This window comes from Isoptericola sp. NPDC057559, from assembly GCF_042801555.1.
GTDB lineage: Bacteria > Actinomycetota > Actinomycetes > Actinomycetales > Cellulomonadaceae > Isoptericola.
On sequence record NZ_JBHVFQ010000021.1, the window covers coordinates 51,475 to 75,736 of the forward strand.

Genomic DNA, 24,262 nt, shown 5'->3' on the forward strand with positions numbered 1-24,262 from the left:
CGGGGGGCGGCCGCCCGTCCTCGCCCCGCCCTCCCCCACGCGCGTGTACTTGTTACCCACACCCGGCCCGTCGTTGTAAAACGCCCCCACGCTCGATGCCGGAGCTGGCGGGCGCGCCGACGACGGTCCCCGGTCGCGGCGGTGCGGATCGGCAGAATCGGGGCGTGCCTGCACGTCGCCCGACCTCTCCCGCCGCCCGCCGCCCGGCGTCGCGGCCCTCGGGCGCGCGCGGCTCCGCGCGGCCCACGACGACGGCGAACGGCTCGGTCGGCGCGCCGCCGTCGGCCCGACCCCAGTCGTCGGCCTCGAAGTCGTCGGGAGCGAAGGCCGGGGCGAAGGGCGGGGCGAAGGGCGCGGGGTCCAGGTCCGGGTCGAAGGCCGGCACGAAGGCGTCGGGCACGGGGCGGACGACGGCGAAGGGCTCGGCGGGCCGGAGGGGCTCGCGCCGCCCGGCGGGCCCGGCGCGCGAGGACCGGCGCCGCAGCCGCTACGGGCTGGTGCTGCCCGAGGTGCTCACCGTCCGGCTCATCGTGCTGTCGGTGGTGGTGCTCCTCGCGGTGGTGCTGCTGCTGCCGACGGTGCGGGGCGCGGTGCAGCAGTCGCACGAGCTGGACCGGCTGCGCACGGAGCTCTCGTCGAACCAGGCCGAGCGGGACCGCCTGGACGTGGAGCTCGGCCGCTGGGACGACCGGTCGTACGTCGAGGAGCAGGCGCGGTCGCGGCTCAGCTTCGTCATGCCGTCGGACAAGGTGTGGCGCGTGGTGGACCCGGACGCGGCGGGCGGCGACGACGTCGACCCCGTGACGGGCGAGGCCGTGAGCTCCGGGCCGGTCGGCACGACGCGCGGCCCGACCGTGCCCTGGTACCAGTCGGTGTGGGAGTCGGTGCAGGTCGCCGACGGGCCGGCGGGTACGGGCGAGGGCGCCGGCGGGACGCCGGAGAGCACGCCGAGCCCGTCGTCGTCCGGGGACGGCTGACCCGGACCGTCAGCGGGCGGGGTCGAACCCGAGCCCGGCGCCGATGCTCGCGGCGGCGTCGAGCACCACGGGCGCGAGCGCCTCGACCCGCGCCGGCGGCATGGCCGGGCGCCGCGCGGAGACGCTGATCGCGGCCACGATGGCGCCGCCCGCGTCGCGCACCGGGGCGGCGACGCACAGCACGCCGGGCTCGTTCTCCTCCAGGTCGAGCGCCACGCCGCGGCGCGCGGACGCCGTCATGACGGCGACGAACTGGTCGGCGGTGAGGACCTCCGCCTCCGGCTCGCCGGCGGTGGCGCCCACCCGGCGCTCCGCGAGGAACTGGCCGCGCCAGCGGTCGGGCCGGTCGAGCAGCAGCGCCTTGCCGATACCGGTGCGGGTCAGGGGCATCCGGTGGCCGGTCCGGGAGCGCGTCGGCTCCCCGCGGGTGCCGGGGATCTTGTCGAGGTAGAGCACCTGCCCGCGGTCCTCGACGGCGAGGTGCACGGTGTCGGACACCCGCGCGTGCAGCGCGCGCAGGGGCGCGGCGGCGACCGCCGCGACGGGGTTCTCCTGGAGCGCCTGGTAGCCCAGCTCGATGAGCGCGGGGCCGAGCGCGTACCGGTCGTCGAGCCGCCGCAGGTACCCGGCCGCGACCAGCAGCTGCAGCAGCCGGTGGGTGGTGCTGCGCCCGACGCCGGTCTCGGCGACCACGTCACGGAGCCGGTCGTGCCCCCGGGCGACGGCGTCGACGACGGCCAGCCCGCGCGCCAGGGTCTGCGTGCCTGGCGGGGCGGGCACCGGTCGCGTCGTCACGGGGCGAGGCTATCCCGATTATCGGGAAAGCTGCCCGGTTCCGCGGCGGCGGACCTAGCGTCCCGGCCATGCCCGATACCGCCCCCCACCGCGACGCCGCGCTGGTCGCCGTCGACTGGGGCACGTCGGCCTTCCGCGCCTGGCTCCTGGACGACGCCGGCGGCGTGCTCGACGAGGTCCGCTCGGCCGACGGCTCGCTGCGCACCTCCGCGGGCGCGGCCACGGCCGCCGACCGCTCCGCCGCGTTCGCGCGGACCTTCGTCGCGCGGTGCGGGGCCTGGCTCGCCCGCCGCCCCGGGCTGCCCGTGGTGGTCGCGGGCATGGCGGGCAGCGACCACGGCTGGGCGGACGCCGGCTACCTCGACGTGCCCGTCGGCCTCGACCGGCTGGCCCACCACCTGACGGCCGCGCCCACCGACGCACCCGCGGCGGGCGGCGTCGTGCACCTCGTGCCCGGGCTGCGCGTGCCGGGGCGTCGCGGACCAGGCCCGGACCCGGACGTGCTGCGGGGCGAGGAGGTGCAGCTCCTGGGCGCGCTCGCGGCGTCGCCGGACGGCGCCGCCCTCCCCGCGCAGGTGGTGCTGCCCGGCACGCACGCGAAGTGGGTGCGGCTGGACGGCGGCCGCGTCGCCGGCTTCTCCACCGCCATGACGGGCGAGGTGTTCGCCCTCCTGCTGCGCGACAGCGTCCTCGCCCGGCTGGCCGACGGCGGTCCGGGGCCGGAGCCGTCGCCCGCCTTCGACCGCGGCCTCGACGCCGAGGCCGAGCACGGCGACGACCGGGGCCTGCTGACGCTGCTCTTCACGGGCCGCACGCTGGCGCAGGCGGGCCGCCTCGCGCCGGGCGACGTGGCCGACTACGTCTCCGGCCTGCTCGTGGGCTCGGAGGTGCGGCACGCGCTGCGCTCGGCCCCCGCCAGCGAGGTCGCGGTCGGGGGAGAGGGCGCCCTCGCCCTGCGGTACCGGCGCGCGCTGGTCCGGCACGGCGCGGCCGCGCGCCCCCTGGGGGACGACCTGGCCCGCCGCGGCCTGTGGCGCGTCGCCGCGGGCGCCGGCCTCGTCGCCGCGACCGCCGCGCCGCGCACCGCAGCACCTGCCACCACGCCCGCCGCGACGCCGACCACGGAGGTCCGCCCATGACACCGCCCGCCACCGGCCTGGTCGCCATCCTGCGCGGGGTCACGCCCGCGGAGGCGGCGGCCGTGGCCCTCGCCGCCGTGGGGGCGGGCTTCGACGCCGTCGAGGTGCCGCTCAACTCGCCGGACCCGCTGGAGTCGGTGCGGCGCGTGCGCGCCGCGGCCGGCCCCGACGCCCGGGTGGGCGCGGGGACCGTCCTCACCCCCGACGACGTGCGGCGCGCCGCCGACGCCGGGGCCTCGCTCGTCGTGTCCCCGAACACCCGGCCCGACGTCGTCGCCGAGACCGTCCGGCTCGGCCTGGAGAGCTACCCGGGGGCGGCGACGCCCACCGAGGCGTTCGCCGCGCTGGACGCCGGGGCCACGGGCGTGAAGGTCTTCCCGGCCACCGCCGTCGGCGTACCCGGGCTGCGCGCGTGGGCGAGCGTGCTGCCCGCGGGCACGCGCCTCGTGCCGGTCGGCGGCGTCGACCTGACGACCCTCGCCGCGTGGGCCCGCGCCGGCGCGGACGGCGCGGGCGTCGGCACGTCCCTGTACCGGCCCGGAGACGCCGCGGCCGAGGTCGGAGCGCGGGCCGCCGCGCTCGTGCACGAGTGGAGGAACCCGTGAAGATCACGTCGCTGACGACGTACGCCGTCCCGCCCCGCTGGCTGCTCCTCAAGATCGAGACGGACGCGGGGATCGTCGGCTGGGGCGAGCCCGTCCTCGAGGGCCGCGCGGCGACCGTCGCGGCCGCCGTCGAGGAGCTGGCCGACTACCTGGTCGGCAAGGACCCGCGCCGCGTCGAGGAGCACTGGACCGTGCTGTACCGGGGCGGCTTCTACCGCGGCGGCGGCATCCACATGAGCGCGCTCGCGGGCATCGACCAGGCGCTGTGGGACATCACCGGCAAGGCGCACGACGCCCCCGTGCACGAGCTGCTGGGCGGGCGCGTGCGCGACCGGATCAAGGTCTACTCGTGGATCGGCGGCGACCGCCCCGCGGCCACGGCGGAGGCGGCCCGCGAGGCCGTGGCCCGTGGGTTCACCGCCGTGAAGATGAACGGGCCGGAGGAGCTCCAGTACCTCGACACCCGCGACAAGGTCGAGCGGGTGGTGGCGAACGTCGCGGCCGTGCGCGAGGCCGTCGGGCCCGACGTCGGCATCGGCGTCGACCTGCACGGCCGCGTGCACCGCCCGATGGCGCGCGTCCTGCTGGAGGCGCTGGCGCCCTACCACCTGATGTTCGTCGAGGAGCCGGTGCTGTCGGAGCACGTCGACGGGATCGCGGACGTGCTGCGCGCGTCGACCACCCCGATCGCGCTGGGGGAGCGGCTCTACTCGCGGTGGGACTTCAAGGACGTCATCACCTCGGGCGTCGTCGACGTGATCCAGCCCGACCTGTCGCACGCCGGCGGCATCACCGAGGTCCGCAAGATCGCGGCGATGGCGGAGGCGTACGACATCGCCGTGGCCCCCCACTGCCCGCTGGGCCCGGTCGCGCTCGCCGCGTGCCTGCAGCTCGACGCCGTCGCGTACAACGCGGTCATCCAGGAGCAGAGCCTCGGCATCCACTACAACACCGGCAACGACCTGCTCGACTACGTGGTCGACCCGTCCGTCTTCGCGTACGCCGACGGGATGGTCGAGATCCCGCGCGGCCCCGGCCTGGGCATCGAGGTGGACGAGGACTACGTGCGCGAGCGCGCGGCCGTCGGGCACCGGTGGCGCAACCCCGTGTGGCGGCACGCCGACGGCTCGGTGGCCGAGTGGTGAGCCGCCGGCGCCACGGCATCCCCGGTCCCGGGAGAGAATGAGGGCTGCCCCGCCCGCGAACGCCACCGAGGACACCGTGACCGACCAGCCCGCAACGCCCACCGACGAACGGCTCGCCACCGACCAGGACGCCGTCACCGACCGTGACCTCGAGGTGCTCGCCGAGCAGCTCGGGCGCACGCCGCGCGGCGTCGTCGGCATCGCCGCGCGGTGCGTGTGCGGCCGCCCGCTGGTCGTGCGGACCGCGCCGCGCCTGCCCGACGGCACGCCGTTCCCCACGACCTACTACCTCACCCACCCGGGCGCCGTCGCGGCCGCGTCGCGGCTGGAGGCGGACGGCGTGATGAAGGAGATGACCGAGCGTCTCGGCGAGGACGAGGAGCTCGCGGCCGCCTACCGGCGCGCGCACGAGCACTACCTCGCGCAGCGCGCGGAGCTCGGCCGGGTCGAGGAGATCGAGGGCATCTCGGCGGGCGGGATGCCCACGCGCGTCAAGTGCATCCACGTGCTGATGGGCCATGCCCTGGCCGCCGGCCCGGGCGTCAACCCGCTCGGCGACGAGGCCCTCGCCCTGGTCCGCGACCAGTGGCGCCCGGACCGCTGCTCCTGCTGACGGGCCTTCGTCACACGGGCCGCGCACGGCAGGCGCGGCGTCGGTGGTGAATGAGAAGGTGTCGCCCGTGACCGAACGCTCCACGACCACCCGGGTCGCCGCCATCGACTGCGGCACCAACTCGATCCGCCTCCTCGTCGCCGACGTCGCCCCCGACGGCACCCTCACCGAGGTCGACCGTCAGCTGCGCATCGTGCGCCTCGGTCAGGGCGTCGACCGCACCGGCGAGCTCGCCCCCGAGGCGCTGGCGCGCACGCTCGAGGCGTCGCGCGACTACGCCGCGGTGATCGCGGACGCGGGCGCCACGCGGGTCCGCTTCGTCGCCACGTCGGCCACGCGCGACGCGCGCAACCGGCAGGAGTTCTTCGACGGCGTGCGCGCGGCCCTCGGCGTCGACCCCGAGGTGGCCTCGGGGCGCGAGGAGGCGGAGCTGTCGTTCCGCGGCGCGACGGCGGGCGTGTCCGGCGACCACCCCGGCCCGTACCTCGTCGTGGACCTCGGCGGCGGCTCGACCGAGCTGGTGCTCGGCACGACGACGCCGGAGGCGGCGCTGTCCATGGACGTCGGCTCGGTGCGCATGACGGAGCGGCACCTGCACTCCGACCCGCCCACGCCGGGCGAGGTGGACGCCGCGCGGGCCGACGTGCGCGCCGCGCTCGACGAGGCCGCGCGGACGGTCCCGTTCGGCCGCACCACCACGCTGGTCGGCCTCGCCGGCTCGGTCACCTCCGTCACCGCGCACGCCCTCGAGCTGCCGGAGTACCGGCGCGAGCGCGTGCACGGCGCCGTCCTCGGCGTCGACCAGGTGCTCGCCGCCTGCGACGACCTGCTGCACCGCAGCCGCGCCGAGCGCCTCGCGCTCGGCTTCATGCACCCCGGCCGCGCGGACGTCATCGGCGCCGGCGCGCTGGTCTGGTCGGAGGTCGTGCGCCGCGTGCGCGACGACGTCGCCGCCGCGGGCGGCACGCTGACCGACGTCGTGACCAGCGAGAGCGACATCCTCGACGGCATCGCCCTCTCGCTCGCCTGACCAGCGACGGAGCAGCCGGGGGCCGCAGGGTGGACGGACCGACTGCAGGGCTCCGGGGCGGTCGTAGAATGGTGTTCATGCCTCAGAACGTTCTGTCGTCGGACACCTCTGTCCAGGACGCGCCCGCAGCGGCGCCGCGGCCCCGTAAGGTTCCCCGCATCGTCGTCCTCGGCGGTGGTTCCGTCGGCCTCTACGCGGCGCGTCGTCTGCGCCGCAAGCTCGGGAAGAAGGACGCGGCGATCGTCGTCGTCGACCCGCGTCCGTACATGACGTACGCGCCCTTCCTGCCCGAGGCGGGCGCCGGCTCGATCGACGCCCGCGACGTCGTGGCCCCGCACCGCAAGGCGCTCAAGGGCATCGACGTGCTGCAGGGCAAGGTCACCCGCATCGACCACGGCGACCACAAGGTCACGATCCACCCCGAGGAGGGGCCGGACTACGAGGTCTCCTACGACCAGCTCGTCGTCGGCCTCGGCTCCGTCTCCCGCACGCTGCCCATCCCGGGCCTCGCGGAGAACGCGATCGGCTTCAAGAACGTGGAGGAGGCCATCGCGGTCCGCAACCACGTGCTCAACCGCATGGACGTCGCGTCCTCCACGTGGGACGCGGAGGCGCGCAAGCGCATGCTCACGTTCACGTTCGTCGGCGGCGGCTTCGCGGGCATCGAGGCCCTCGCCGAGATCGAGGACATGGCGCGCTACGCCACCCGCAACTACCCGACGATCGACGTCGACGACCTGCGCTTCGTCATGATCGAGGGCTCGAACCGCATCCTCCCCGAGGTCTCCGAGCCGATGGGCCTGTGGGCGCTCGACGAGATGAAGAAGCGCGGTATCGAGTTCCACCTGAGCACGTTCCTGTCGTCGTGCGTGGACGGCCACGTCGTCACCTCGACGGGCGTCGAGTTCGACACCGAGACGATCGTGTGGACCGCGGGCGTCAAGGCGAACCCGGTCATCAAGGAGGACTCGGACCTCCCGTTCGACAAGCTGGGCCGCGTCATCGTCAAGCCGACGCTGCAGGTCGCGACCGAGGACGGCGAGGTCGTCCCCGACGCATGGTCCGCGGGCGACTGCGCCGCCGTGCCCGACGTGCTGAACCCGGGTCAGTTCTGCCCGCCGAACGCGCAGCACGCGATCCGCGAGGCCACGAAGCTCGCCGACAACATGGTCGCCGTCCTCAAGGGCGAGCAGCCCGAGGACTACGCGCACAAGAGCGTCGGCGTCGTCGCCTCGCTCGGTCTGTACAAGGGCGTCGCGGAGCTGTTCGGCTTCCTCAAGCTGCGCGGCCCGCTCGCGTGGCTCGCGCACCGCGGCTACCACGTCATGGCGATGCCGACCGGCAACCGCAAGATCCGCATCCTCATCGGCTGGATCGGCCAGTTCCTCATGGGCCGCGAGATCGTCTCCCTCGGCTCGCTGCACGACCCGCGCGACGAGTTCCGCAAGGCGTCCGTGCCGCCGAAGCAGCCGGGCCAGAAGGTGGAGCAGAAGGCCGAGTCGTCGGCCGCGCGCGCCGAGAAGGGCTGACCTTCCCCGGTACGGTGAACGGGCGTCGGGCCGACCTCTCGCAGGTCGGCCTGGCGCCCGTTCCGTCGTTCTCGCCCCCGTAGCCCAATTGGCAGAGGCGGCCGGCTTAAACCCGGCACAGTCCCGGTTCGAACCCGGGCGGGGGCACCATCAGCACGGCTGTCAGACGGCGGCGTCGCCGGTCATGGCCGTCGCGACGTCGGCGCCGGCCCGCCGGAACGCGTCGACGACGCGGCGCACGGCGAGGCGCTCGGCGTGGTCCGGGCGCAGCACGGCGGAGACGTGCCGGGCGGAGGCGATGCCGGCCAGCTCGCGCAGCACGAGGCCGGCACCGGTGGGCGTGGTGAAGCGCGGCAGCACGGCGACCTGGCGGCCGGAGGCGACGAGCGCCTCGATGAGGCGGTTGTCGCGCAGCCGCTGCGTGACGCGCAGCTCGGCGCCGGTGGCCTGCTCGACGGCGAGGCGCACGCTGTCGAAGGGGTAGCCGAGGGGCACGCCGATCCAGTCCTGGTCGACGAGGTCCTGGGGGCGCACGTGCGGCAGGCGGGCGAGCGGGTGCCCGGTGGCCATCGCGATGTCGAGGGGCTCGCGCGCGAGCGGCACCACGGTGAGGCCGTCCGCGCCGGCCGGCCGGACGCTGGTGAGGGAGTGCGCGACGACGACGTCGTGGTCGGCGGTGAGCGGGCCGTACTCGGCCTCCGCGATGTCGACGTCGACGCAGCGCAGCGTGATGGCCGTGCCCTCGAGGTCGGCCATGACGCGGGGGAGCAGGAACATGGCGGCGCTGGCCAGCGCCGCCACGGTGACCGTGCCCGACGGCTCGCCCTGGTACTCGTCCCAGCGGGCCTGTACCTGCGCGAGGGTGGCGGCGACGGAGGCCCCGCCCTCGGCGAGCAGCCGGCCCGCCTCGGTGAGGCGGAGCCCTCGGCCGGAGGGCTCGACGAGCGGGGTGCGCAGCTCGCGCTGGGCGGTGCGCAGCTGCTGGGACACGGCGGACGGCGTGCGGTGGGTGGCGCGGGCCACCGCGGTGACGCTGCCCCGCTCGGCGAGCTCGCGCAGCAGCTCCAGGTGCCGGACGTCCATGAAGGCAGACTACAGACAGCGTGAAGCAACTTTCGCTTGTCCTTCAACGTCACCCGGGCGAGGCTGGGCGCATGCCCGCCCGCCACCGGCTGCTCGCCGTCCTCGTCGCCCTCATGTGGGGCCTGAACTTCATCGCGATCGACGCGTCGCTGCAGCACTTCCCGCCGATGTTCCTCGTCGCGCTGCGGTTCGCGCTCATCGCGCTGCCCACCGTGTTCCTGGTGCCCTGGCCGGACGTCCCGGTGCGCTGGGTCGTCGGCTACGGGCTCGGGTTCGGCGCGCTGCAGTTCCTCTTCCTGTACTGGGGCATGGCGGCCGGGATGCCCGCCGGCCTCGCGTCGCTCGTGCTGCAGATGTCCGGCCCGTTCACCGTGCTGCTCGGCGCCACGTTCCTGCGCGAGCGGGTGAGCGGCCGCCAGGTGCTCGGCATCCTCGTGGCCGTGGGCGGCCTCACCCTGGTCGCGTGGCAGCAGGCCGCGACCGCCACCGTCGTGCCCTTCCTGCTCACGCTGGCCGGCGCGTTCGGCTGGGCGATCGGCAACATCTGCAACCGGCAGGCGAAGCCGCAGAGCCCGCTGCGCCTCACCCTGTGGATGTCGGTCGTGCCGCCGCTCCCGATGCTCGCCCTGTCGCTGCTGGTCGAGGGGCCGGGCGAGATCGCGCACTCCCTCACGTCGTGGGACGACCCGGGGGCCGTGGGCGCCGTCGTCGGCCTCCTGTACACGGTGCTCGTCGCGACGGTGCTCGGCTCCGGGGTGTGGACCTGGCTCATGGCCCGGCACCCGGCGGGCGTGGTCGCCCCGTTCTCGATGCTCGTGCCCGTGGTCGGGATGTCGGCGGCCTGGGTGCTGCTCGGCGAGCGCGTGACGCTCGGCGAGGGCCTCGGCGCCGTGCTCGTCGTCGGCGGGGTCCTGTTCGGCAGCACGCGGGCCGCCCGCCGCCTTCTGCCGTCAGCAGAACGCCCGCCCGCCGCGCCGCTCGCGGAGCCGTCGGGCGCCGGGCGCGGGTAGCGTCGTCGGCATGACGGCGGACATGCGGGTCGGCACGGTGGGCGAGGCGGAGCACGTGCGCGAGCCACTGCTACGCCATCTGGTCGGCGGCATCCTGCGCCGTGCCCGGCTGCGCCAGGGCCGCACCCTCCAGGAGGTGGCCGGCGCGGCGCGCATGTCCACCGCGTACCTGTCCGAGGTGGAGCGCGGCCGCAAGGAGGCGTCCTCCGAGGTGCTGGCCGCGGTCTGCGCCGCGCTCGGCATCCGCCTCGTCGACCTGGTCGCCCAGGCCCACGACGCGCTCGCCGCCAGCGCCGAGCAGCAGGAGCGCGTGCGGGTGCTCACCTCGATGCGCGACCGCTCGCCGTCGTCGTCCCGGCACGTGCGCTCCAGGACGACGTCGGACGTCGTCGCTCTCGCCGCCTAGCGCTACCGTCGGGCGGCATGGAGTTCTTCTGCTACCACCGGGACCGTGCCGGGTCGACCGCGCTGCGCGAGGCGCTCAACGACGAGCACCTGGCCTACATGGACCGGTTCGCGGACGGGATGATCGCCCGCGGCCCGACGACGACGGACGGCGGCGAGACGCTGACCGGCAGCGTGCACGTCGTCGACCTGCCCGGGCCCGAGGCCGCCCGGGCGTTCGCGTTCGAAGAGCCCAACTACCAGGCCGGCGCGTACCGGGACGTGCTGCTGCGCCGGTGGCGCAACCTGCTCGGGCGCACCATGGGGGAGTACGCGGGCGGCCCCGAGGGCGGCCCCCGGTACCTGGTCCTCGGCCTGGGCTGGCGGGGCACGGGCGGGCCGGGCATCCCGGCCGGGCAGGGGGGCCTCGCCGCGGGACTCGTCGCGATGGGGCCGCTCCTGTCCGACGACGGCGCCACGGTCGTCGGTGCGGCCGCGCTGGTCGAGGCCGCCGACGCCGCCGAGGCGCGGCGGGTGCTGGTCGCGGACGACTACGCGGCGGTCGAGGTCCACGACTGGAGCTTCGGGGGACGACCGGACGCGTCGTGACGTCGACGGCCCGACGCCTCGACGTGGCCGGCCGTCGCTAGGCCGCGGCGCGCGCCGGCACCTTGCGGGAGGTGACGACGGCGTCCGCGACGCCGTACTCGACGGCCTCGTGGGCGGACAGGATGAGGTCGCGGTCGGTGTCGGTGCGCAGCCGCTCGACGGTCTGGCCGGTGTGCCGGGCGAGCAGCTCCTCCGTCTCCGCGCGCAGGCGCAGCACCTCGCGGGCCTGGATGGCGAGGTCGGACACGGTGCCCTGGCCCTGGCTGGACGGCTGGTGCAGCAGCACGCGCGAGTGCTCCAGCACGGTCCGGTGGCCGGGCGTCCCGGCGGCCAGGAGCACGGCGGCGGCAGACGCGGCCTGCCCCATGCAGGTGGTGGCGACGTCGCAGCGCACGTACTGCATGGTGTCGTAGATGGCCGTCATGGCCGTGGCGGAGCCGCCGGGGGAGTTGATGTACAGCCCGATCTCCTGGTCGGGCGCCTCGGACTCCAGGTGCAGCAGCTGCGCCATCACGACGTTGGCCACGCCGTCGTCGATCTCCGTGCCGAGGAAGATGATGCGGTCGCGCAGCAGCCGGCTGAAGACGTCGGAGTAGCGCTCTCCCAGGGGCGTGCGCTCGACGACGTTCGGGATCGTGTAGCCGCTCATCACAGGCCCGCCTTCCGGCTGGAGGCCGTGGGGCGCACGTCGTCGACGTGCTCGACGATGCGGTCGACCATGCCGTACTCCACCGCCTCGGAGGCGGTGAACCAGCGGTCGCGGTCGCTGTCGGCGGCGATCTGCTCCACCGTGCGGCCGGTGTGCTCGGCGATGAGCTCGTGCATGACGCGCTTGGTGTGCTCGAGGTTCTCCGCCTGGATGGCGATGTCGACGGCGGTGCCTCCGATGCCGCCGGACGGCTGGTGCATCATCACGCGGGCGTGCGGCAGGGCGTAGCGCTTGCCCTTGGTGCCGGTGGTGAGCAGGAACTGCCCCATGCTCGCGGCGAAGCCGAAGCAGACGGTGACGACATCGTTGGGCAGCAGCCGCATCGTGTCGTAGATCGCGAGGCCGGCGCTGATGGATCCGCCGGGGGAGTTGACGTAGAGGGCGACGTCGGACCGCGCGTCCTCGGCCGACAGGAGCAGGAGCTGCGCGCAGACGCGGTTCGCGACGGCGTCGTCGATCTCCGTGCCGATCACCACGATGCGCTGGTGCAGCAGGCGGGCGGTGAGCTGGTCGTCGAAGGCGGGCGGGGGCGGGGACGGGGTGCTCATGACTGGTGTGCTCATGGGCCCACCGTCCCCCGCGCCCCGCCGGCGCGGGAGGGTTCTCTGCCGGGAGCGCATCTGCCGATGGCAGATCGTCGTCCGCCCCGAGACGTCGAGCGTGCTGACTTGATCCTCAAACGGGCCGTTCGAGGATCAAGTCAGCACGCTCGATGCACGTCGCGGGGGTCAGGGCCGCGGGAACCAGCGTCGCCGTACGCCCACGAGGACGAGCCCCGCGAGCACGAGGACGATCGCGGCCGGGACCAGCCAGCCCTGGGCGAAGCCGGTGCTCGCCAGCTCGCCAGGCTGCGGGGCCTGCTCACCCTGCGGCGGGTCGGCCTGCGGCGGCTCGGGGAGGTCCTGACCGGGGCCGTCGCCTCGGCCGGACGTCCCGCCGCCGTCGTCGCTGCCGGGCCCGTCGCCCCCGTTGCCGCCGCCGCTGCCGTTGCCGCCTCCGGGCGGCGTGGTCGGATCCGGCGGCTCCGTCGGGTCCGGGCCGTCGGGCGGGTCGGTCGGGTCGGGCTCGTCGGGTTCCGCGAACGTCCCGCCTCCCAGCCATGCCGTGCCGGTCTCCTCGGCGAGGGTGCTCACGTCCCCCTGGGCGGCCACCTCGGGCGGGAGGCTGGCCGCCTCGAACCGGGAGCTGTGGACGGTGCGCGGTAGCCGCGGGTGGTCGCGGTCGAACTCCGCCTTCGGGGTCTGGGCGCGGGGCGCGTCGGGCAGCTCAATCCCCCCGAACACCTCGACCCACATGTCCATCTCGCCGTGCTGGTACTCGTAGCGGAACTGGGGGGTCTGCAGGAGCACCATGAGCTCGTCGAAGATCACCTGCGGGTCCCAGGGTGTGCGAGCGGGCCAGTCGCTGACGTCGCCGGAGCCGATGACGTCGTGGAAGGCGCCGGGACGCTTCGCGTCGCGGTCCTTGATCCACTCGGCGGCCACCCGGGTGGTGTAGACCCGGCGCATGTCGGCGTACTCGGGGTCCGCGTTGACACGCTCCTCGAGCAGGGGGCCGAAGTACTCCGCGTAGTACTCGGTGTTCGCCTTCACGAGGTCGGCGGGGGCGTCCGCGCAGGGGTCGTCGACGTCGGGCGGCGTCCAGTCGATGTCCATCGGCTCGACCTGGACCCGCAGCGGGGCGTCGAGGATGTAGAGCTGGTCGCCGTCGGCGCGGACCTTGGCCGGCTGGGGCTCGATCCAGGCGCGGGTCCAGTCCCAGCAGATGAGCCCGTCGTCGGTGCGTTCGACGGTGTCCCAGAACTCCTGCCCCGTCGGGGTCTCCGGCCGCATGATCTCGGTCAGGGTCTTCTTCATCGCGAGATCGGCCTCGAGCAGCACGCGCCCCGCGTCGGTGGTGGCGAACTGCTCGTCGATGATCGTCTCGGGCGTGTCCGGGTTGAGGTTGACCCAGAACTGGCTCGGGTCGAGCGCGAGCCAGGTCATGAGGGCGTCGGAGGAGAGGTCGAGCGCGGCCTCGCCGCCATAGCCCGGCTCCGCCTCGCCGTCGTCGGGCAGCTCGTCCGCCGAGAACGCGTAGCTGTAGTCGTCGGCCTTCGGGTCGTCGGACACGTAGCGAAGCTCCAGCGACCGCCAGTCGACGCCGCCCGGTCGGCGGGAACCGAAGCCGGGTCGGCGGTTGTCCTGCTCGATGTCGGCACGGATCTGTTGGGCTTCACGTGCGCTCGCGGCGTTGCGCCCCGACTCGTTCGCGAGCTGCTTCGCGGGGCCGGCGGTCGACCGCCGGGGGCACGTCGAGGACAGGGCCGTGACACGCGCGGCGGTCCCCCCGCACCGGGGGTCCATCGCGTCGCCCGACGGAGCGGGCGGGGTCTTCGGCACGCCCGTCGAGTGGAGCTTCGCGTGCTCGACGCCGAACTGCTTCAGCAGCTTGACCTGACCCGGCTTCGGATCCTGGCTGAAGATGTAGACGACCCGCCAACCCTTGGCGCGCAGCGCCTGGTCGGCGCGCAGCTGGTCCATCTTGAGCGACGAGTCACCGGACTTGAGCTCGTAGGCGATCTTGAGCGTGCGGTTCACGGAGTCGTACCGGCGGCGCGTGTCGAGCTTCTCCTCCTGCCAGAGCTTGTCGTCCTCGCACATCCAGTCCGCGCCTCCCAGCTTGAGGCGCTTGGCGACGTTCTTCTGGAAGCCGTCGCCTCGGTAGTCGTTGGAGATCGCAGGGATGTAGGTGTTGCGCCACCGCTCCCACGTGTAGTCCCCCTCGTAGACCTTCCAGCGGCGCAGCATGTGGTCCTTGGTCCCGGGCGGGTAGTCCTCGTAGCTCCCCGTGAGGGCGTCGAGGTCCGCTTGGGTGGGCTTCTCGAGGGGACGCAGCTTTTCGCCAGGGCTGTCGAACTCGTAGTCGTCGATGGTGTCTTCGTAGGCGTCGGGCAGGCCCCCGCCGGGCAGCTCGGCGGCGTCGGCGATGCCCTCGATGCCGTCGACGAGGACGTCGCACTGCACGTTGAACCGCGGCGCGGACTCGCCCTCGGGCCCAGGGATCAGCACCAGCGAGGCCGCAAGGGCGAGCGCGGAGGCGACGGAGGCGGCGATCACCCGCCGCAGCCGGCTGCGGTGCGCGGCCGTGCGGCCTCGCTCGTCGACCTCGATGGCGGGGGTGCTCACGACGCTCTCCTTCGACGCGGGACGGGGCGGCTGTCGGTGCGTCCCCCGGGGCGGCCGTGCCGCGGGCAACGTTCCCGACGGTAGCCAGGAGCGACAGGGGGCGCGACCGTGACAGTCGTTGCCCGTGGCGACGGAGAGGGCGGGTGGTGCAGGTCAGGCCGGGGGCGTGTCCCGCTTGTACGCGTCGAGGTCGGCGTTGAGGCGCTCGACGAGCTCGGCGAGCAGGGTGCGGTCCTCGGCCGGCCAGCTCTCGAGGACGGTGGAGTACGTGATGGCCCGGCGGCGGCGCTGCGCGTCGAGGGCGCGACGCCCGCTGGGGGTCGCGGTGACGACGACGGCGCGGCGGTCCTCGGTGTCACGGCTGCGCACCACGTGCCCGGCCCGTTCGAGAGCCGCCACCTGACGGGTCGCGGTGGACGCGTCGATGCCGAGCCGGTCGGCCAGGGTGCGCACGTGCTGCGGGCCGCCGTCGCGCAGGGCGTGCAACAGGAGGTAGCCGGACCGGTCGAGGTCGTGGCCCCCGGTGCGGACGGTCGTGGCGGCGGTGGTCCGCTCGGCCCGGCGCAGCAGCTGGGCGAGGCCGAGCTCCACGCGCGCGATCACCTCGCCGGTGGCGTCGTCCGGGTCCGCATCGTGGTGCCCGTCCGTCGAACTGTTTCCCAGGGAAGCGGTCATAGGTGTATCCTACAGGTAATTGCCTGCATGATGCAGGCATCTCGGCGCCCCGGAGGCGCCGACCGGCGACCATGACGGCGCCGCACCAGGAGACGAGGCCCGCGGGGCGTCCGTGGGGCAGGAGCGAGGAGTCCGTGGCAGGCACACGCAACGAACCGAACAAGACCGCGATCTACGCGACCGCGCTGACCGCGTTCTTCGCGATCGCCGGCATCGCCGTCGTCGACCCGATCCTCCCGGTCATCGGGGAGGCCATCGGCGCCACGACGTGGCAGATCGAGCTGCTGTTCACGGCGTACATCGCCGTCATGGCGATCGGCATGATCCCGGCCGTGCTGGCCACGGGGAAGTTCGGGTACAAGAAGATCCTCGGCGCGGGGGTCACCCTCGTCGCGATCGCCGCGATCCTCGCCGCGCTGAGCACGTCCATCGGCCAGCTGGCCGCGCTGCGCGGCCTCTGGGGCCTCGGCAACGCGATGTTCTTCGCCACCGCGATGGTGCTGCTGGTCTCGCTCGCCAACGACCGCGAGTGGGTGGTCGGCATCTTCGAGACCTGCGTGGGCCTCGGGTTCGCCGTCGGCCCGCTCATCGGCGGCCTCCTCGGCAGCATCAGCTGGCGCGTGCCGTTCTTCGCCTGCGGCCTGTTCATGATCGTCGCGCTCGCGATGTCGATCACGAAGCTCAAGGACCCGGCCGAGAAGCCGGCGCCGCTCCACGTGGGCCAGGTCTTCTCGCTGTTCCGCAAGCCCGCGTTCCTCGCGCTCGCCGTCGTCACCGCCACGTACAACTTCGTCTTCTTCATCATCCTCGGCTACACGCCGATCTTCCTCGGGCTCGACGTCATCCCGCTGGGTCTCGTCTTCACCGCGTGGGGCCTGGGCCTCGCGTTCGGCATCCTCGTCGTCGGGCACAAGCTGGCCCACACGATCGGCGCCGTGCAGACCCTCGGCATCGCCGTCGCGGGCGTCCTCGTCATGACGCTGCTGCTGGCCCTCGGCCTCCCGACGGCGGCGTCGATCGTCGTCCTCGTCGTCGCGGGCGTGTTAATGGGCATCGCCAACGCGATCCTCACCGACCTGTCCCTCGCGCTCGGCGACCCGGACCGTCGCGTCACGACCGGCGCGTTCAACCTCGTGCGCTGGGGCTTCGCCGCCCCGGCCCCGGTGATCGCCGGGCTGCTGCACCCCGTGGGCGCCTCCGCCCCGTACTGGGTGGGAGTCGGGGTGCTCGCCGTCGGCGTGGTCGTCTTCCTGCTCACGGCGCACAAGATGGCCGGCCAGCTCGGCGAGCGCGTCCTGTGGTCGCGCTGGAACAAGGCGGCGGCCGCCGTCGAGGGCACGCCCGAGGAGGCCATGTCGGAGCTGTGACCTCCGCACGGTGACGTCGCGGCCCCGGGCCGCGCAGGACACCACGACAGGCGCCGGGCGGATCCTCTGCCCGGCGCCTGTCCGACTTTCGGACGATGCCCCGGGGAACCATGGGCGCGTATCGTCCGTTCAGCCCGTGCGTCACGACAGCGGAGTCGTGCCCGACCTGCCGACCGCCCGTCTGGAGTGAGCGTGTTCCGACTTGCCCGCCTGTCCCTGGCGAACCGCGCCGTCGTCGCCCTCGCGACCGTCGCGATCCTCGTCTTCGGGGTGCTGAGCCTGGGCTCCCTCAAGCAGGAGCTCATCCCGTCCCTCGAGCTCCCCGCCGGAGCCGTCGTCGCCGTGTACCCCGGCGCGTCGCCCCAGGTGGTCGAGGAGCGCGTCACCGAGCCGCTCGAGGCCGCCGCGCAGTCCGTCGAGGGGATCGAGTCGATCGGCTCGACGGCGTCGACGGGCAGCTCCGTCACGACGGTGCAGTTCACCTACGGCACCGACATGGACGCCGCCACGCAGCGCCTGCAGACCGCGATCACCCGCACCCAGTCGCAGCTGCCGGAGGACGTCGAGCCGCAGGTGATCACCGGATCGCTCGACGACCTCCCGGTGATCCAGCTCGCCGCCGCGGGCGCCGACGGCTCCGTGGACGCCGCCGCGCTGGCGGACACCGTGGAGACGGTCGTCGTGCCAGCCCTGGAGGACGTCGACGACGTGCGCTCCGTGGCCGTGACCGGCGGCGAGACCGACCAGGTGCTCGTCGACGTGGACACGAAGAAGCTGGCCAAGGCCGGCCTCACCACCGACGACGTGGCGTCCGTGCTCAAGGACAACGGCGTCGTCCTGCCCGCGGGCACCATCACCGACGACGACGTCACCTACTCCGTGCAGGCGGGATCCAGCATCGACAGCGTCAAGGAGCTCAAGGCGCTGCCGCTGGTCGTGACCCCCGACGCCGCGGCCGCGGCCGGCGCGTCGAGCACCGGCGACGCCACGGGCGGCACCACGGGCGAGACCGGCGACGGCACGGGCGCCCCGCCGGCGGCCGACGCCACCGGCCAGACCGACCCGGCCGCCAGCCGGACGCCGCAGGCGCCGCAGCCCGTCGTGCTCTCCGACGTCGCCACGGTCAAGGTGGTCCCGGTCGACGCCACCTCCCACTCCCGCCTCGACGGCGAGCCGTCGCTGGGCATCGCCATCACCAAGACGCCGGACGGCAACACCGTCGACGTCTCCCACGCCATCCAGGACGCGCTGGACGACCTGAAGCCGGAGCTCGCGGACGCGGGCGTCACCACGGCGGTCGTCTTCGACCAGGCCCCGTTCATCGAGGAGTCCATCCACGGGCTCGCGACCGAGGGCGGGCTGGGCCTCGTGTTCGCCGTCCTCGTGATCCTCGTCTTCCTCATGTCGGTACGGTCCACGCTGGTGTCGGCCGTGTCGATCCCGCTGTCGCTCGCGGCCACGTTCGTGGTCATGAACCTCACGGGCTACACGCTCAACATCCTCACGCTGGGCGCCCTGACCATCTCGATCGGCCGCGTCGTGGACGACGCGATCGTCGTCATCGAGAACATCAAGAGACACCTGTCGTACGGCGAGGAGAAGAAGGCCGCCATCCTCACCGCGGTGCGCGAGGTGGGCGGCGCCATCGCGGCGTCGACCATCTGCACCGTCGCGGTGTTCGCGCCGATCGCGTTCGTCAGCGGCATGGTGGGCGAGCTGTTCCGCCCGTTCGCCATGACGGTCACCATCGCGATGCTCTCGTCGCTGGTCGTGGCCCTCACGATCGTCCCCGTCCTGGCGTACTGGTTCGTCAAGACGCCCGCCGTGCCCGCCTCGCCCGAGGAGGCCGAGCGCGTGCGCGAGGCCGCCGAGGCCAAGGAGCGCCGCGGCCTGTGGCAGCGGGCGTACGTGCCGAGCCTCGGCGGCGCGCTGCGCCACCCGTGGGTGACGCTCGTGATCGCGGTCGTCGTCCTCGGCGGCACGCTCGCGATGGTGCCGCGCCTGGAGACGAACTTCATCGGCGACTCGGGCCAGGACACCGTCACGGTGACGCAGACGTTCGAGCCCGGCGCGTCGCTCGACTCGCAGGACGCCGCGGCGCAGGACGTCGAGGCCGCCCTCGACGGCGTCGACGCGGTGCAGAGCGTGCAGACCACGGTCGGCACGGGCGACGCCGCGCAGGCCGCGTTCATGGGCGGCGGCTCGGCCCCGAAGGCCACGTTCGCGATCACGCTCGACCCGGACGCCGACGCCGTCGCCGCCCAGGACGAGATCCGCTCGGCCGTCGAGCCGCTCGCCGAGGGCGTCACGACCGGGGTCAGCGTCTCCGGCGGCGACTCCGGCTTCGGCTCCAGCACCGTGGACCTCGTGGTGCGCTCGCACGACGAGGGCAACCTCCAGGACGCGGCGCAGCAGGTCACCGACGCGGTGTCCGGCCTGGACGGCGTGGCCGAGGTGAGCAACAACCTCTCCGCCGCGCAGCAGGTGGTGCAGGTGGACGTCGACCGCGACGAGGCGGCCGCGCTGGGCCTCACCGAGACCCAGGTGTCCGGCATCGTCGCCGGGGCGATGGACCCCGAGCAGACGGTGGGCCAGGTGGACGTCGGCGACGGTCCCACCGACGTCGTCGTGAGGTCCGGCGACGCCCCGGCCACCCAGGCGGAGATCGAGGACCTCGAGCTCCCCTCGGCCACCGGCATGGTGCCGCTCACCGACGTCGCGACGGTCGAGAAGGTGGACGTGCCCACGTCGATCTCCCGCACCGACGGCGAGCGCTCCGCCACGGTGTCCGTGACGCCCGAGACGCAGGACGTCGGCACGCTGAGCGCCGACATCACCGCCGCCACGGACGGCCTGGACCTCCCGGCGGGCGCGACCGTCGAGGTGGGCGGCGTCGCCGCCGACCAGGCGGACGCCTTCGCCGACCTCGGCCTGGCCCTGGTCGCCGCGATCGCCATCGTCTACCTGGTGATGGTCGCGACCTTCGGGTCGCTGGTGCAGCCGCTCATCCTGCTCGTGTCGGTGCCATTCGCGGCGACCGGCGCGCTGCTGGCGCTGCTGGCCACGGGCACGCCGCTCGGCGTCCCCGCCCTCATCGGCGTGCTGATGCTCATCGGCATCGTGGTCTCGAACGCCATCGTGCTCATCGACCTCATCAACCAGTACCGCGAGCGCGGGAAGACGCTGGACGAGGCCGTGCGCGAGGGCGCCCGCAAGCGGTTGCGGCCGATCGTCATGACGGCCCTGGCCACGATCTTCGCGCTCACGCCGATGGCGGTCGGGATCACCGGCGGCGGCTCGTTCATCAGCCAGCCGCTGGCGCTGGTGGTCATCGGCGGCCTCGTGTCGTCCACGCTGCTGACGCTGTTCGTCGTGCCGGTGATCTACACGCTCATCGAGCGGCGCAAGGAGCGGCGCGGGGTCAAGCGCGACTCCCGCGCGCTGCGCAAGGCGGAGAAGGCCGCCGCCCGCGCGGCCGACAAGGCGGAGAAGGCCGAGGAGGCCGCCGCCGTCGCCCGCCGCGCGGCGGACGACGCCGGTGCGGCCGGCACCGAGCCCGCCTGACCCTCCCGGACGCGGGGGGGGGGGGGGGGGGCGCCCCCCCCCCCCCCCCCCCGACGACGGGGCGGCAGGGTCAGGCGTCGCGGCGCCTGAGCGTGATCGCCGCGGCCACCAGCAGCACCACGGTGTACCCCGCGAGGACGGCGTAGCCGACCCACGGGTCCAGCAGGACGTCCGTCGGGGCGCCGCGGGAGATGACCCGCTCGCCGGCGACGCTCGGCAGCAGCTTGTTGACCCAGTCGGTCCACGCCGCGTCGGAGGCCTGGACCACGATGTTGAAGATCAGCGGCACCACGAAGAAGATCGCGACGATCGTGAAGATGGCGCCCGCGCTGTGCCGCATGAGGGTGCCGACGGCCAGGGAGAACGCCGCCACGGTGGCGAGGTAGAGCACGCAGCCGGCCAGCGCCCGCACCTGCTCGCCGTCGGACAGGTCCACGCTCATCCCGGCGTCCTCGAGCAGCGGCGCCGTGGAGAAGTACGCGATCGCGAGGGCGACGGTCACCACGACGGCGGTGGTGAGCACGATGACGACCAGCTTGGCCCACAGCACGGGAAGGCGGCGCGGCACGGCCGCGAACGTGGACCGCACGGTGCCCGTGGAGTACTCGCTGGTGACGATGAGCGTGGCCAGCACGCCCACGGCGAGGGCGCCGAACGAGTAGCCGAACGTCACGATCGTCGTGCCGGTGAGCCCGATCGCCTGCAGGCCCGGGTCCTGGGACATCCCCTCCGACATCTCGGGCGTCTGGGCCGCCACGCGCATGATCGCGGCCATCATCAGCGCGAGCCCCACCATGACGACCGCGGTGACCACCACGGTCCACACCGTGGAGCGCAGCGTGCGGAACTTGATCCACTCGCCGCGCAGCACGCGGCCGAACGTGACGCGGTGGACGACGACGGCGGGCGCGGTGTCGCGGGCCGGCGCGGTGGCGGTGCTCATCGGGGCGCTCCGTCCGAGGTCGGGGGACCGCCCGGGGACTCCGTCTGGTACTCGACCGAGTCGGCGGTCAGCTCGAGGTAGGCCTCCTCGAGCGTGGAGGACACCGGCGTCAGCTCGTGCAGCACGACGCCGCCCGCGGCGGCCAGCTCGCCCACCCGGGCGGCGTCGAGGCCGGAGACCTCGAAGGCACCGTCGTCGCCCGGCGCGACGTCGCCGCCCTCGCGCCGCAGCGCGTCGGCGAGGTCGGCGGACTGCGGGGAGCGGACGCGCACCGTGCGGCGGGACGCGCCGTCGACGAGGTCCTGCACCGGGGTGTCCGCGAGGATGCGGCCCTTGCCGATGACGATCACGTGGTCGGCCGTCAGCGCCACCTCGCTCATGAGGTGGCTGGACAGGAAGACCGTGCGGCCCTCCGACGCCAGGTACCGGGCCAGGTTGCGCACCCACAGCACGCCCTCGGGGTCGAGGCCGTTCACCGGCTCGTCGAGGATCAGGGTGCGCGGGTCGCCGAGCAGCGCGACGGCGATGCCGAGGCGCTGGCCCATGCCGAGCGAGAAGCCGCCCACGCGCTTGCGGGCCACCGTCGTGAGGCCGGTGAGCTCGATGACCTCGTCCACCCGCGCCGGGCCGATCCCGTGCGTGGCGGCCAGGGCCAGCAGGTGCTGGCGCGCCGTCCGGCCCGGGTGCGCGGCCTTGGCCTCCAGCAGCGCGCCCACCTCGGCCAGCGGCTCGGCGTGCTGCGCGTACGGGCGGCCGTTGACGGTGACCGTCCCCGCGGTGGGCCGGTCGAGGCCCATGATCATGCGCATCGTGGTGGACTTGCCGGCGCCGTTCGGCCCGAGGAAGCCCGTCACGGTGCCCGGCTGCACGGTGAACGTCACGTCGTCCACCGCGAGCTTGGGTCCGTATCGCTTGGTCAGGCCGTGTGCCTCGATCATGTCGCCCCTGGATCGTCGTCTCGGGTGCCGTCGTCGTGGGTCACGGGTCCTTCCCGAGCCTACGTGCCGGTCACGGCCGCGGCACGGGCAGGGAGCGGGTGATTCGGGCGGGTGCGGCATGATGCGGCCGTGCCTCCCGGACCGCGCCCCAGCCCGCCGTCGGACGACCTCGACCTGGCTCTGCGGGCGGCGCTCTCCGGCGCCGACCTGGGGCTCCGGTACTTCGCGCACGTGCAGGAGCTCGCGCGCGAGCACAAGCTCGACGGGTCCGTCGTCACCGAGGCCGACCTCGCGGTCGAGGAGCAGGTGCGCGGCGTGCTGCTCGCGGCGCGGCCCGACGACGCCTTCCTCGGCGAGGAGACGGGGGAGCTCGGCGGCGGGTGGCGCCGGTGGATCCTCGACGGCATCGACGGGACGCTCGTGTTCGTCGAGGGCGACGACCGGTGGCAGACCCTGATCGCGCTCGAGGAGGACGGCGAGGTGACCGTCGGCGTCGCGATCGTGCCCGCGCAGGGACAGGTCTGGTACGCGGCACGGGGTCGGGGGGCGTATGTCGCGGACGTCGTCGAGGGCGGCGTCACCGGCGCGCGGCCCCTGCGGGTCGGTCCGCCGCCGGCGTCCGACCGCGCGTCCCGGACCGCGGTGCTGCCCCCGGTCGCGATGGTGCCGGAGCGGTACCGGCCCGAGGTGGAGCGGCTGGTCGCGGCGGTCGAGCCCGCGGACTGGCGCGTGCACGGGGCCCTCCTCGTCGCGGCGGGCGAGCTCGACCTCGCGGTCCAGGTGGGCGGCAAGGTGTGGGACTACGCGCCGCTGTCGCTGATCGTTTCCGAGGCGGGCGGCGTCTTCGGCGGTGTTCACGCGCAGCCGCACCCCGTGACGGGAACCGGCGTGTTCGGCTGCGACGACGCGACCGCCGAGGCGGCGCGCGGCGTCCTCGGACCGGGCCGCTGACCCGGGAACGTCTCAGCAGCGCCGCGCGTTGCCTACGATGAGTCGCACGGCCAGCGACCCGGCACTGCGCGCGCGACGACCCGTCGTCGGGCACCCGGCAGCCGCGACCAGGAGGAGTTCATGAGCAACCCCGTCTTCTCGAACAGCGACGTCTTCGGCGAGCCCCGCCGCAACGGCGCGCGCCAGGGGGCCCGGCCCGGGGGCACCGCGACGGCCCAGCCGCAGTACGGGCAGGTCGCCTACGGTGCCGGTTCCGCGGGCACGACCGGTGCGCAGGCCGCTGACGCGGCGTCGCTCGAGAACATGTACCAGGCGCCCTCGGCGACGACGGCCGACACCAAGCGCCTCACCTACGACGACGTCGTGATCAAGACGGGCGGGCTGCTCGCGCTGCTCGTCGTCGTCGCGGCAGCCACCTGGACGCTGAACCCGAACCTGTGGCCTGTCGGCATGGTCGTCGGTCTCGTGCTCGGCCTGGTGAACGCGTTCAAGCGCAACCCCAGCCCCGTGCTGATCATGCTGTACACGGTGGCGCAGGGCGTGTTCCTCGGTGGCATCTCGGCCTACTACGAGTCGTTCTACGACGGCGTGGTCGGTCAGGCCGTGCTCGCCACGATCTGCACCTTCGGTGCTGCTCTCCTGCTGTTCCGCTCCGGCAAGGTCCGCGTCACGCCGAAGTTCACGCGCTGGCTCCTCATCGCGATGGTGGGCTACCTGGTCTTCTCGCTCGTCAACGTGGTGCTCGTCTGGACGGGCGTCCTGGATGGCTGGGGCATGCGGGGCGGCACGCTGGGAATCATCATCGGCCTCGTCGCGGTCGGCCTCGCCGCCGCGTCGCTGATCGTCGACTTCGACTCGATCAAGCGCGGCGTGGAGCAGGGTGTCCCGGCCAAGTTCGCGTGGTCCGCAGCGTTCGGCCTGCTGGTCACGCTGATCTGGCTGTACCTGGAGTTCCTGCGCCTGCTGGCGATCTTCCAGAGCGGCGACTGACGCTCGACCCGTCACGGCGACGGCCGGCCACCCCGCGGG

At 74.0% G+C, this 24,262-nt stretch carries 22 protein-coding genes and 1 tRNA gene; 15 read left to right on the top strand and 8 right to left on the bottom strand.

Annotated features, from left to right (window positions below; genetic code table 11):
* The first annotated feature begins 164 nt into the window (after window positions 1-164).
* Window positions 165-977 carry a septum formation initiator family protein gene (locus ACFU5J_RS16965; protein WP_430579516.1) on the top strand — a complete coding sequence of 271 codons (813 nt, stop codon included), beginning with the start codon at window positions 165-167 and terminating at the stop codon, window positions 975-977.
* Window positions 978-986: 9 nt separating this feature from the next.
* Here the strand turns inward: ACFU5J_RS16965 and ACFU5J_RS16970 are convergent, their stop codons facing one another.
* Window positions 987-1,772, bottom strand: coding sequence for an IclR family transcriptional regulator (locus tag ACFU5J_RS16970; protein WP_430579517.1), 786 nt, complete (start codon window positions 1,770-1,772; stop codon window positions 987-989).
* A gap of 68 nt (window positions 1,773-1,840) precedes the next feature.
* Between ACFU5J_RS16970 and ACFU5J_RS16975 the strand changes: the two genes are divergently transcribed.
* The 7 genes from ACFU5J_RS16975 (at window position 1,841) to ACFU5J_RS17005 (ending at window position 7,983) form a co-directional block, all read left to right on the top strand.
* Entirely contained in the window at window positions 1,841-2,911 is a 1,071-nt protein-coding gene (locus ACFU5J_RS16975; protein WP_430579518.1) for a 2-dehydro-3-deoxygalactonokinase, read from the top strand.
* Entirely contained in the window at window positions 2,908-3,516 is a 609-nt protein-coding gene (locus ACFU5J_RS16980) for a 2-dehydro-3-deoxy-6-phosphogalactonate aldolase (protein ID WP_430579519.1), read from the top strand. The genes ACFU5J_RS16975 and ACFU5J_RS16980 overlap by 4 nt, the downstream gene beginning before the upstream one ends.
* Window positions 3,513-4,661, top strand: coding sequence for a galactonate dehydratase (dgoD, locus tag ACFU5J_RS16985; RefSeq protein ID WP_430577030.1), 1,149 nt, complete (start codon window positions 3,513-3,515; stop codon window positions 4,659-4,661). The genes ACFU5J_RS16980 and dgoD overlap by 4 nt, the downstream gene beginning before the upstream one ends.
* Window positions 4,662-4,737: 76 nt before the next feature.
* The gene (locus tag ACFU5J_RS16990) at window positions 4,738-5,274 is read left to right on the top strand and encodes a DUF501 domain-containing protein (protein WP_430579520.1); all 537 of its coding nucleotides are present in this window, start codon (window positions 4,738-4,740) and stop codon (window positions 5,272-5,274) included.
* 67 nt (window positions 5,275-5,341) lie between these two features.
* The gene (locus ACFU5J_RS16995) at window positions 5,342-6,304 is read left to right on the top strand and encodes an exopolyphosphatase (protein ID WP_430579521.1); all 963 of its coding nucleotides are present in this window, start codon (window positions 5,342-5,344) and stop codon (window positions 6,302-6,304) included.
* Window positions 6,305-6,381: 77 nt separating this feature from the next.
* Window positions 6,382-7,833, top strand: a complete 1,452-nt coding sequence (locus ACFU5J_RS17000) for an NAD(P)/FAD-dependent oxidoreductase (RefSeq protein WP_430577035.1) — start codon at window positions 6,382-6,384, stop codon at window positions 7,831-7,833.
* 73 nt (window positions 7,834-7,906) lie between these two features.
* Window positions 7,907-7,983 (top strand) — tRNA-Leu (locus ACFU5J_RS17005).
* A gap of 12 nt (window positions 7,984-7,995) precedes the next feature.
* Here the strand turns inward: ACFU5J_RS17005 and ACFU5J_RS17010 are convergent.
* Window positions 7,996-8,916, bottom strand: a complete 921-nt coding sequence (locus tag ACFU5J_RS17010; RefSeq protein WP_430579522.1) for a LysR family transcriptional regulator — start codon at window positions 8,914-8,916, stop codon at window positions 7,996-7,998.
* A 71-nt stretch (window positions 8,917-8,987) separates the two neighbouring features.
* Here ACFU5J_RS17010 and ACFU5J_RS17015 point away from each other — a divergent pair, with 71 nt between their 5' ends.
* From ACFU5J_RS17015 to ACFU5J_RS17025, 3 genes are read left to right on the top strand one after another with little or no spacing between them, the layout of a single operon-like run.
* On the top strand, window positions 8,988-9,926 hold the full coding sequence (locus tag ACFU5J_RS17015; RefSeq protein WP_430579523.1) for an EamA family transporter: 939 nt from the start codon (window positions 8,988-8,990) through the stop codon (window positions 9,924-9,926).
* 10 nt (window positions 9,927-9,936) lie between these two features.
* Window positions 9,937-10,332: a helix-turn-helix domain-containing protein gene (locus ACFU5J_RS17020; RefSeq protein ID WP_430577039.1), complete on the top strand. Its 396-nt coding sequence runs from the start codon at window positions 9,937-9,939 to the stop codon at window positions 10,330-10,332.
* 17 nt (window positions 10,333-10,349) lie between these two features.
* Window positions 10,350-10,919, top strand: coding sequence for a YciI family protein (locus ACFU5J_RS17025; RefSeq protein ID WP_430579524.1), 570 nt, complete (start codon window positions 10,350-10,352; stop codon window positions 10,917-10,919).
* A gap of 37 nt (window positions 10,920-10,956) precedes the next feature.
* On the opposite strand, the gene ACFU5J_RS17030 is transcribed toward ACFU5J_RS17025, so the two are convergent.
* From ACFU5J_RS17030 to ACFU5J_RS17045, 4 genes are all read right to left on the bottom strand, one after another.
* Complete coding sequence (locus ACFU5J_RS17030) at window positions 10,957-11,568, bottom strand: ClpP family protease (RefSeq protein WP_430579525.1); 612 nt, start codon at window positions 11,566-11,568, stop codon at window positions 10,957-10,959.
* Window positions 11,568-12,191, bottom strand: coding sequence for a ClpP family protease (locus tag ACFU5J_RS17035; protein ID WP_430579526.1), 624 nt, complete (start codon window positions 12,189-12,191; stop codon window positions 11,568-11,570). Before ACFU5J_RS17035 ends, ACFU5J_RS17030 begins: the two co-directional genes overlap by 1 nt.
* A gap of 165 nt (window positions 12,192-12,356) precedes the next feature.
* Window positions 12,357-14,795, bottom strand: a complete 2,439-nt coding sequence (locus tag ACFU5J_RS17040; RefSeq protein WP_430579527.1) for a hypothetical protein — start codon at window positions 14,793-14,795, stop codon at window positions 12,357-12,359.
* A gap of 153 nt (window positions 14,796-14,948) precedes the next feature.
* Window positions 14,949-15,470 (bottom strand): MarR family winged helix-turn-helix transcriptional regulator, encoded by a 522-nt coding sequence (locus ACFU5J_RS17045; RefSeq protein WP_430577044.1) that lies wholly within the window; start codon window positions 15,468-15,470, stop codon window positions 14,949-14,951.
* Window positions 15,471-15,604: 134 nt separating this feature from the next.
* Here ACFU5J_RS17045 and ACFU5J_RS17050 point away from each other — a divergent pair, with 134 nt between their 5' ends.
* Together ACFU5J_RS17050 and ACFU5J_RS17055 are read left to right on the top strand one after the other, a co-directional pair.
* The gene (locus ACFU5J_RS17050) at window positions 15,605-16,837 is read left to right on the top strand and encodes an MFS transporter (protein WP_430579528.1); all 1,233 of its coding nucleotides are present in this window, start codon (window positions 15,605-15,607) and stop codon (window positions 16,835-16,837) included.
* A gap of 192 nt (window positions 16,838-17,029) precedes the next feature.
* Window positions 17,030-20,401: an efflux RND transporter permease subunit gene (locus ACFU5J_RS17055; RefSeq protein WP_430579529.1), complete on the top strand. Its 3,372-nt coding sequence runs from the start codon at window positions 17,030-17,032 to the stop codon at window positions 20,399-20,401.
* A 70-nt stretch (window positions 20,402-20,471) separates the two neighbouring features.
* Here ACFU5J_RS17055 and ACFU5J_RS17060 read toward each other — a convergent pair whose 3' ends face one another.
* Complete coding sequence (locus ACFU5J_RS17060) at window positions 20,472-21,344, bottom strand: ABC transporter permease subunit (protein WP_430577047.1); 873 nt, start codon at window positions 21,342-21,344, stop codon at window positions 20,472-20,474.
* Window positions 21,341-22,282 carry an ABC transporter ATP-binding protein gene (locus ACFU5J_RS17065; protein WP_430579530.1) on the bottom strand — a complete coding sequence of 314 codons (942 nt, stop codon included), beginning with the start codon at window positions 22,280-22,282 and terminating at the stop codon, window positions 21,341-21,343. Before ACFU5J_RS17065 ends, ACFU5J_RS17060 begins: the two co-directional genes overlap by 4 nt.
* Window positions 22,283-22,411: 129 nt before the next feature.
* Here ACFU5J_RS17065 and ACFU5J_RS17070 point away from each other — a divergent pair, with 129 nt between their 5' ends.
* Both ACFU5J_RS17070 and ACFU5J_RS17075 read left to right on the top strand, forming a co-directional pair.
* Window positions 22,412-23,233, top strand: coding sequence for an inositol monophosphatase family protein (locus ACFU5J_RS17070; RefSeq protein ID WP_430579531.1), 822 nt, complete (start codon window positions 22,412-22,414; stop codon window positions 23,231-23,233).
* A 120-nt stretch (window positions 23,234-23,353) separates the two neighbouring features.
* Window positions 23,354-24,223, top strand: coding sequence for a Bax inhibitor-1/YccA family protein (locus tag ACFU5J_RS17075; RefSeq protein WP_430577050.1), 870 nt, complete (start codon window positions 23,354-23,356; stop codon window positions 24,221-24,223).
* Window positions 24,224-24,262: the final 39 nt, after the last annotated feature.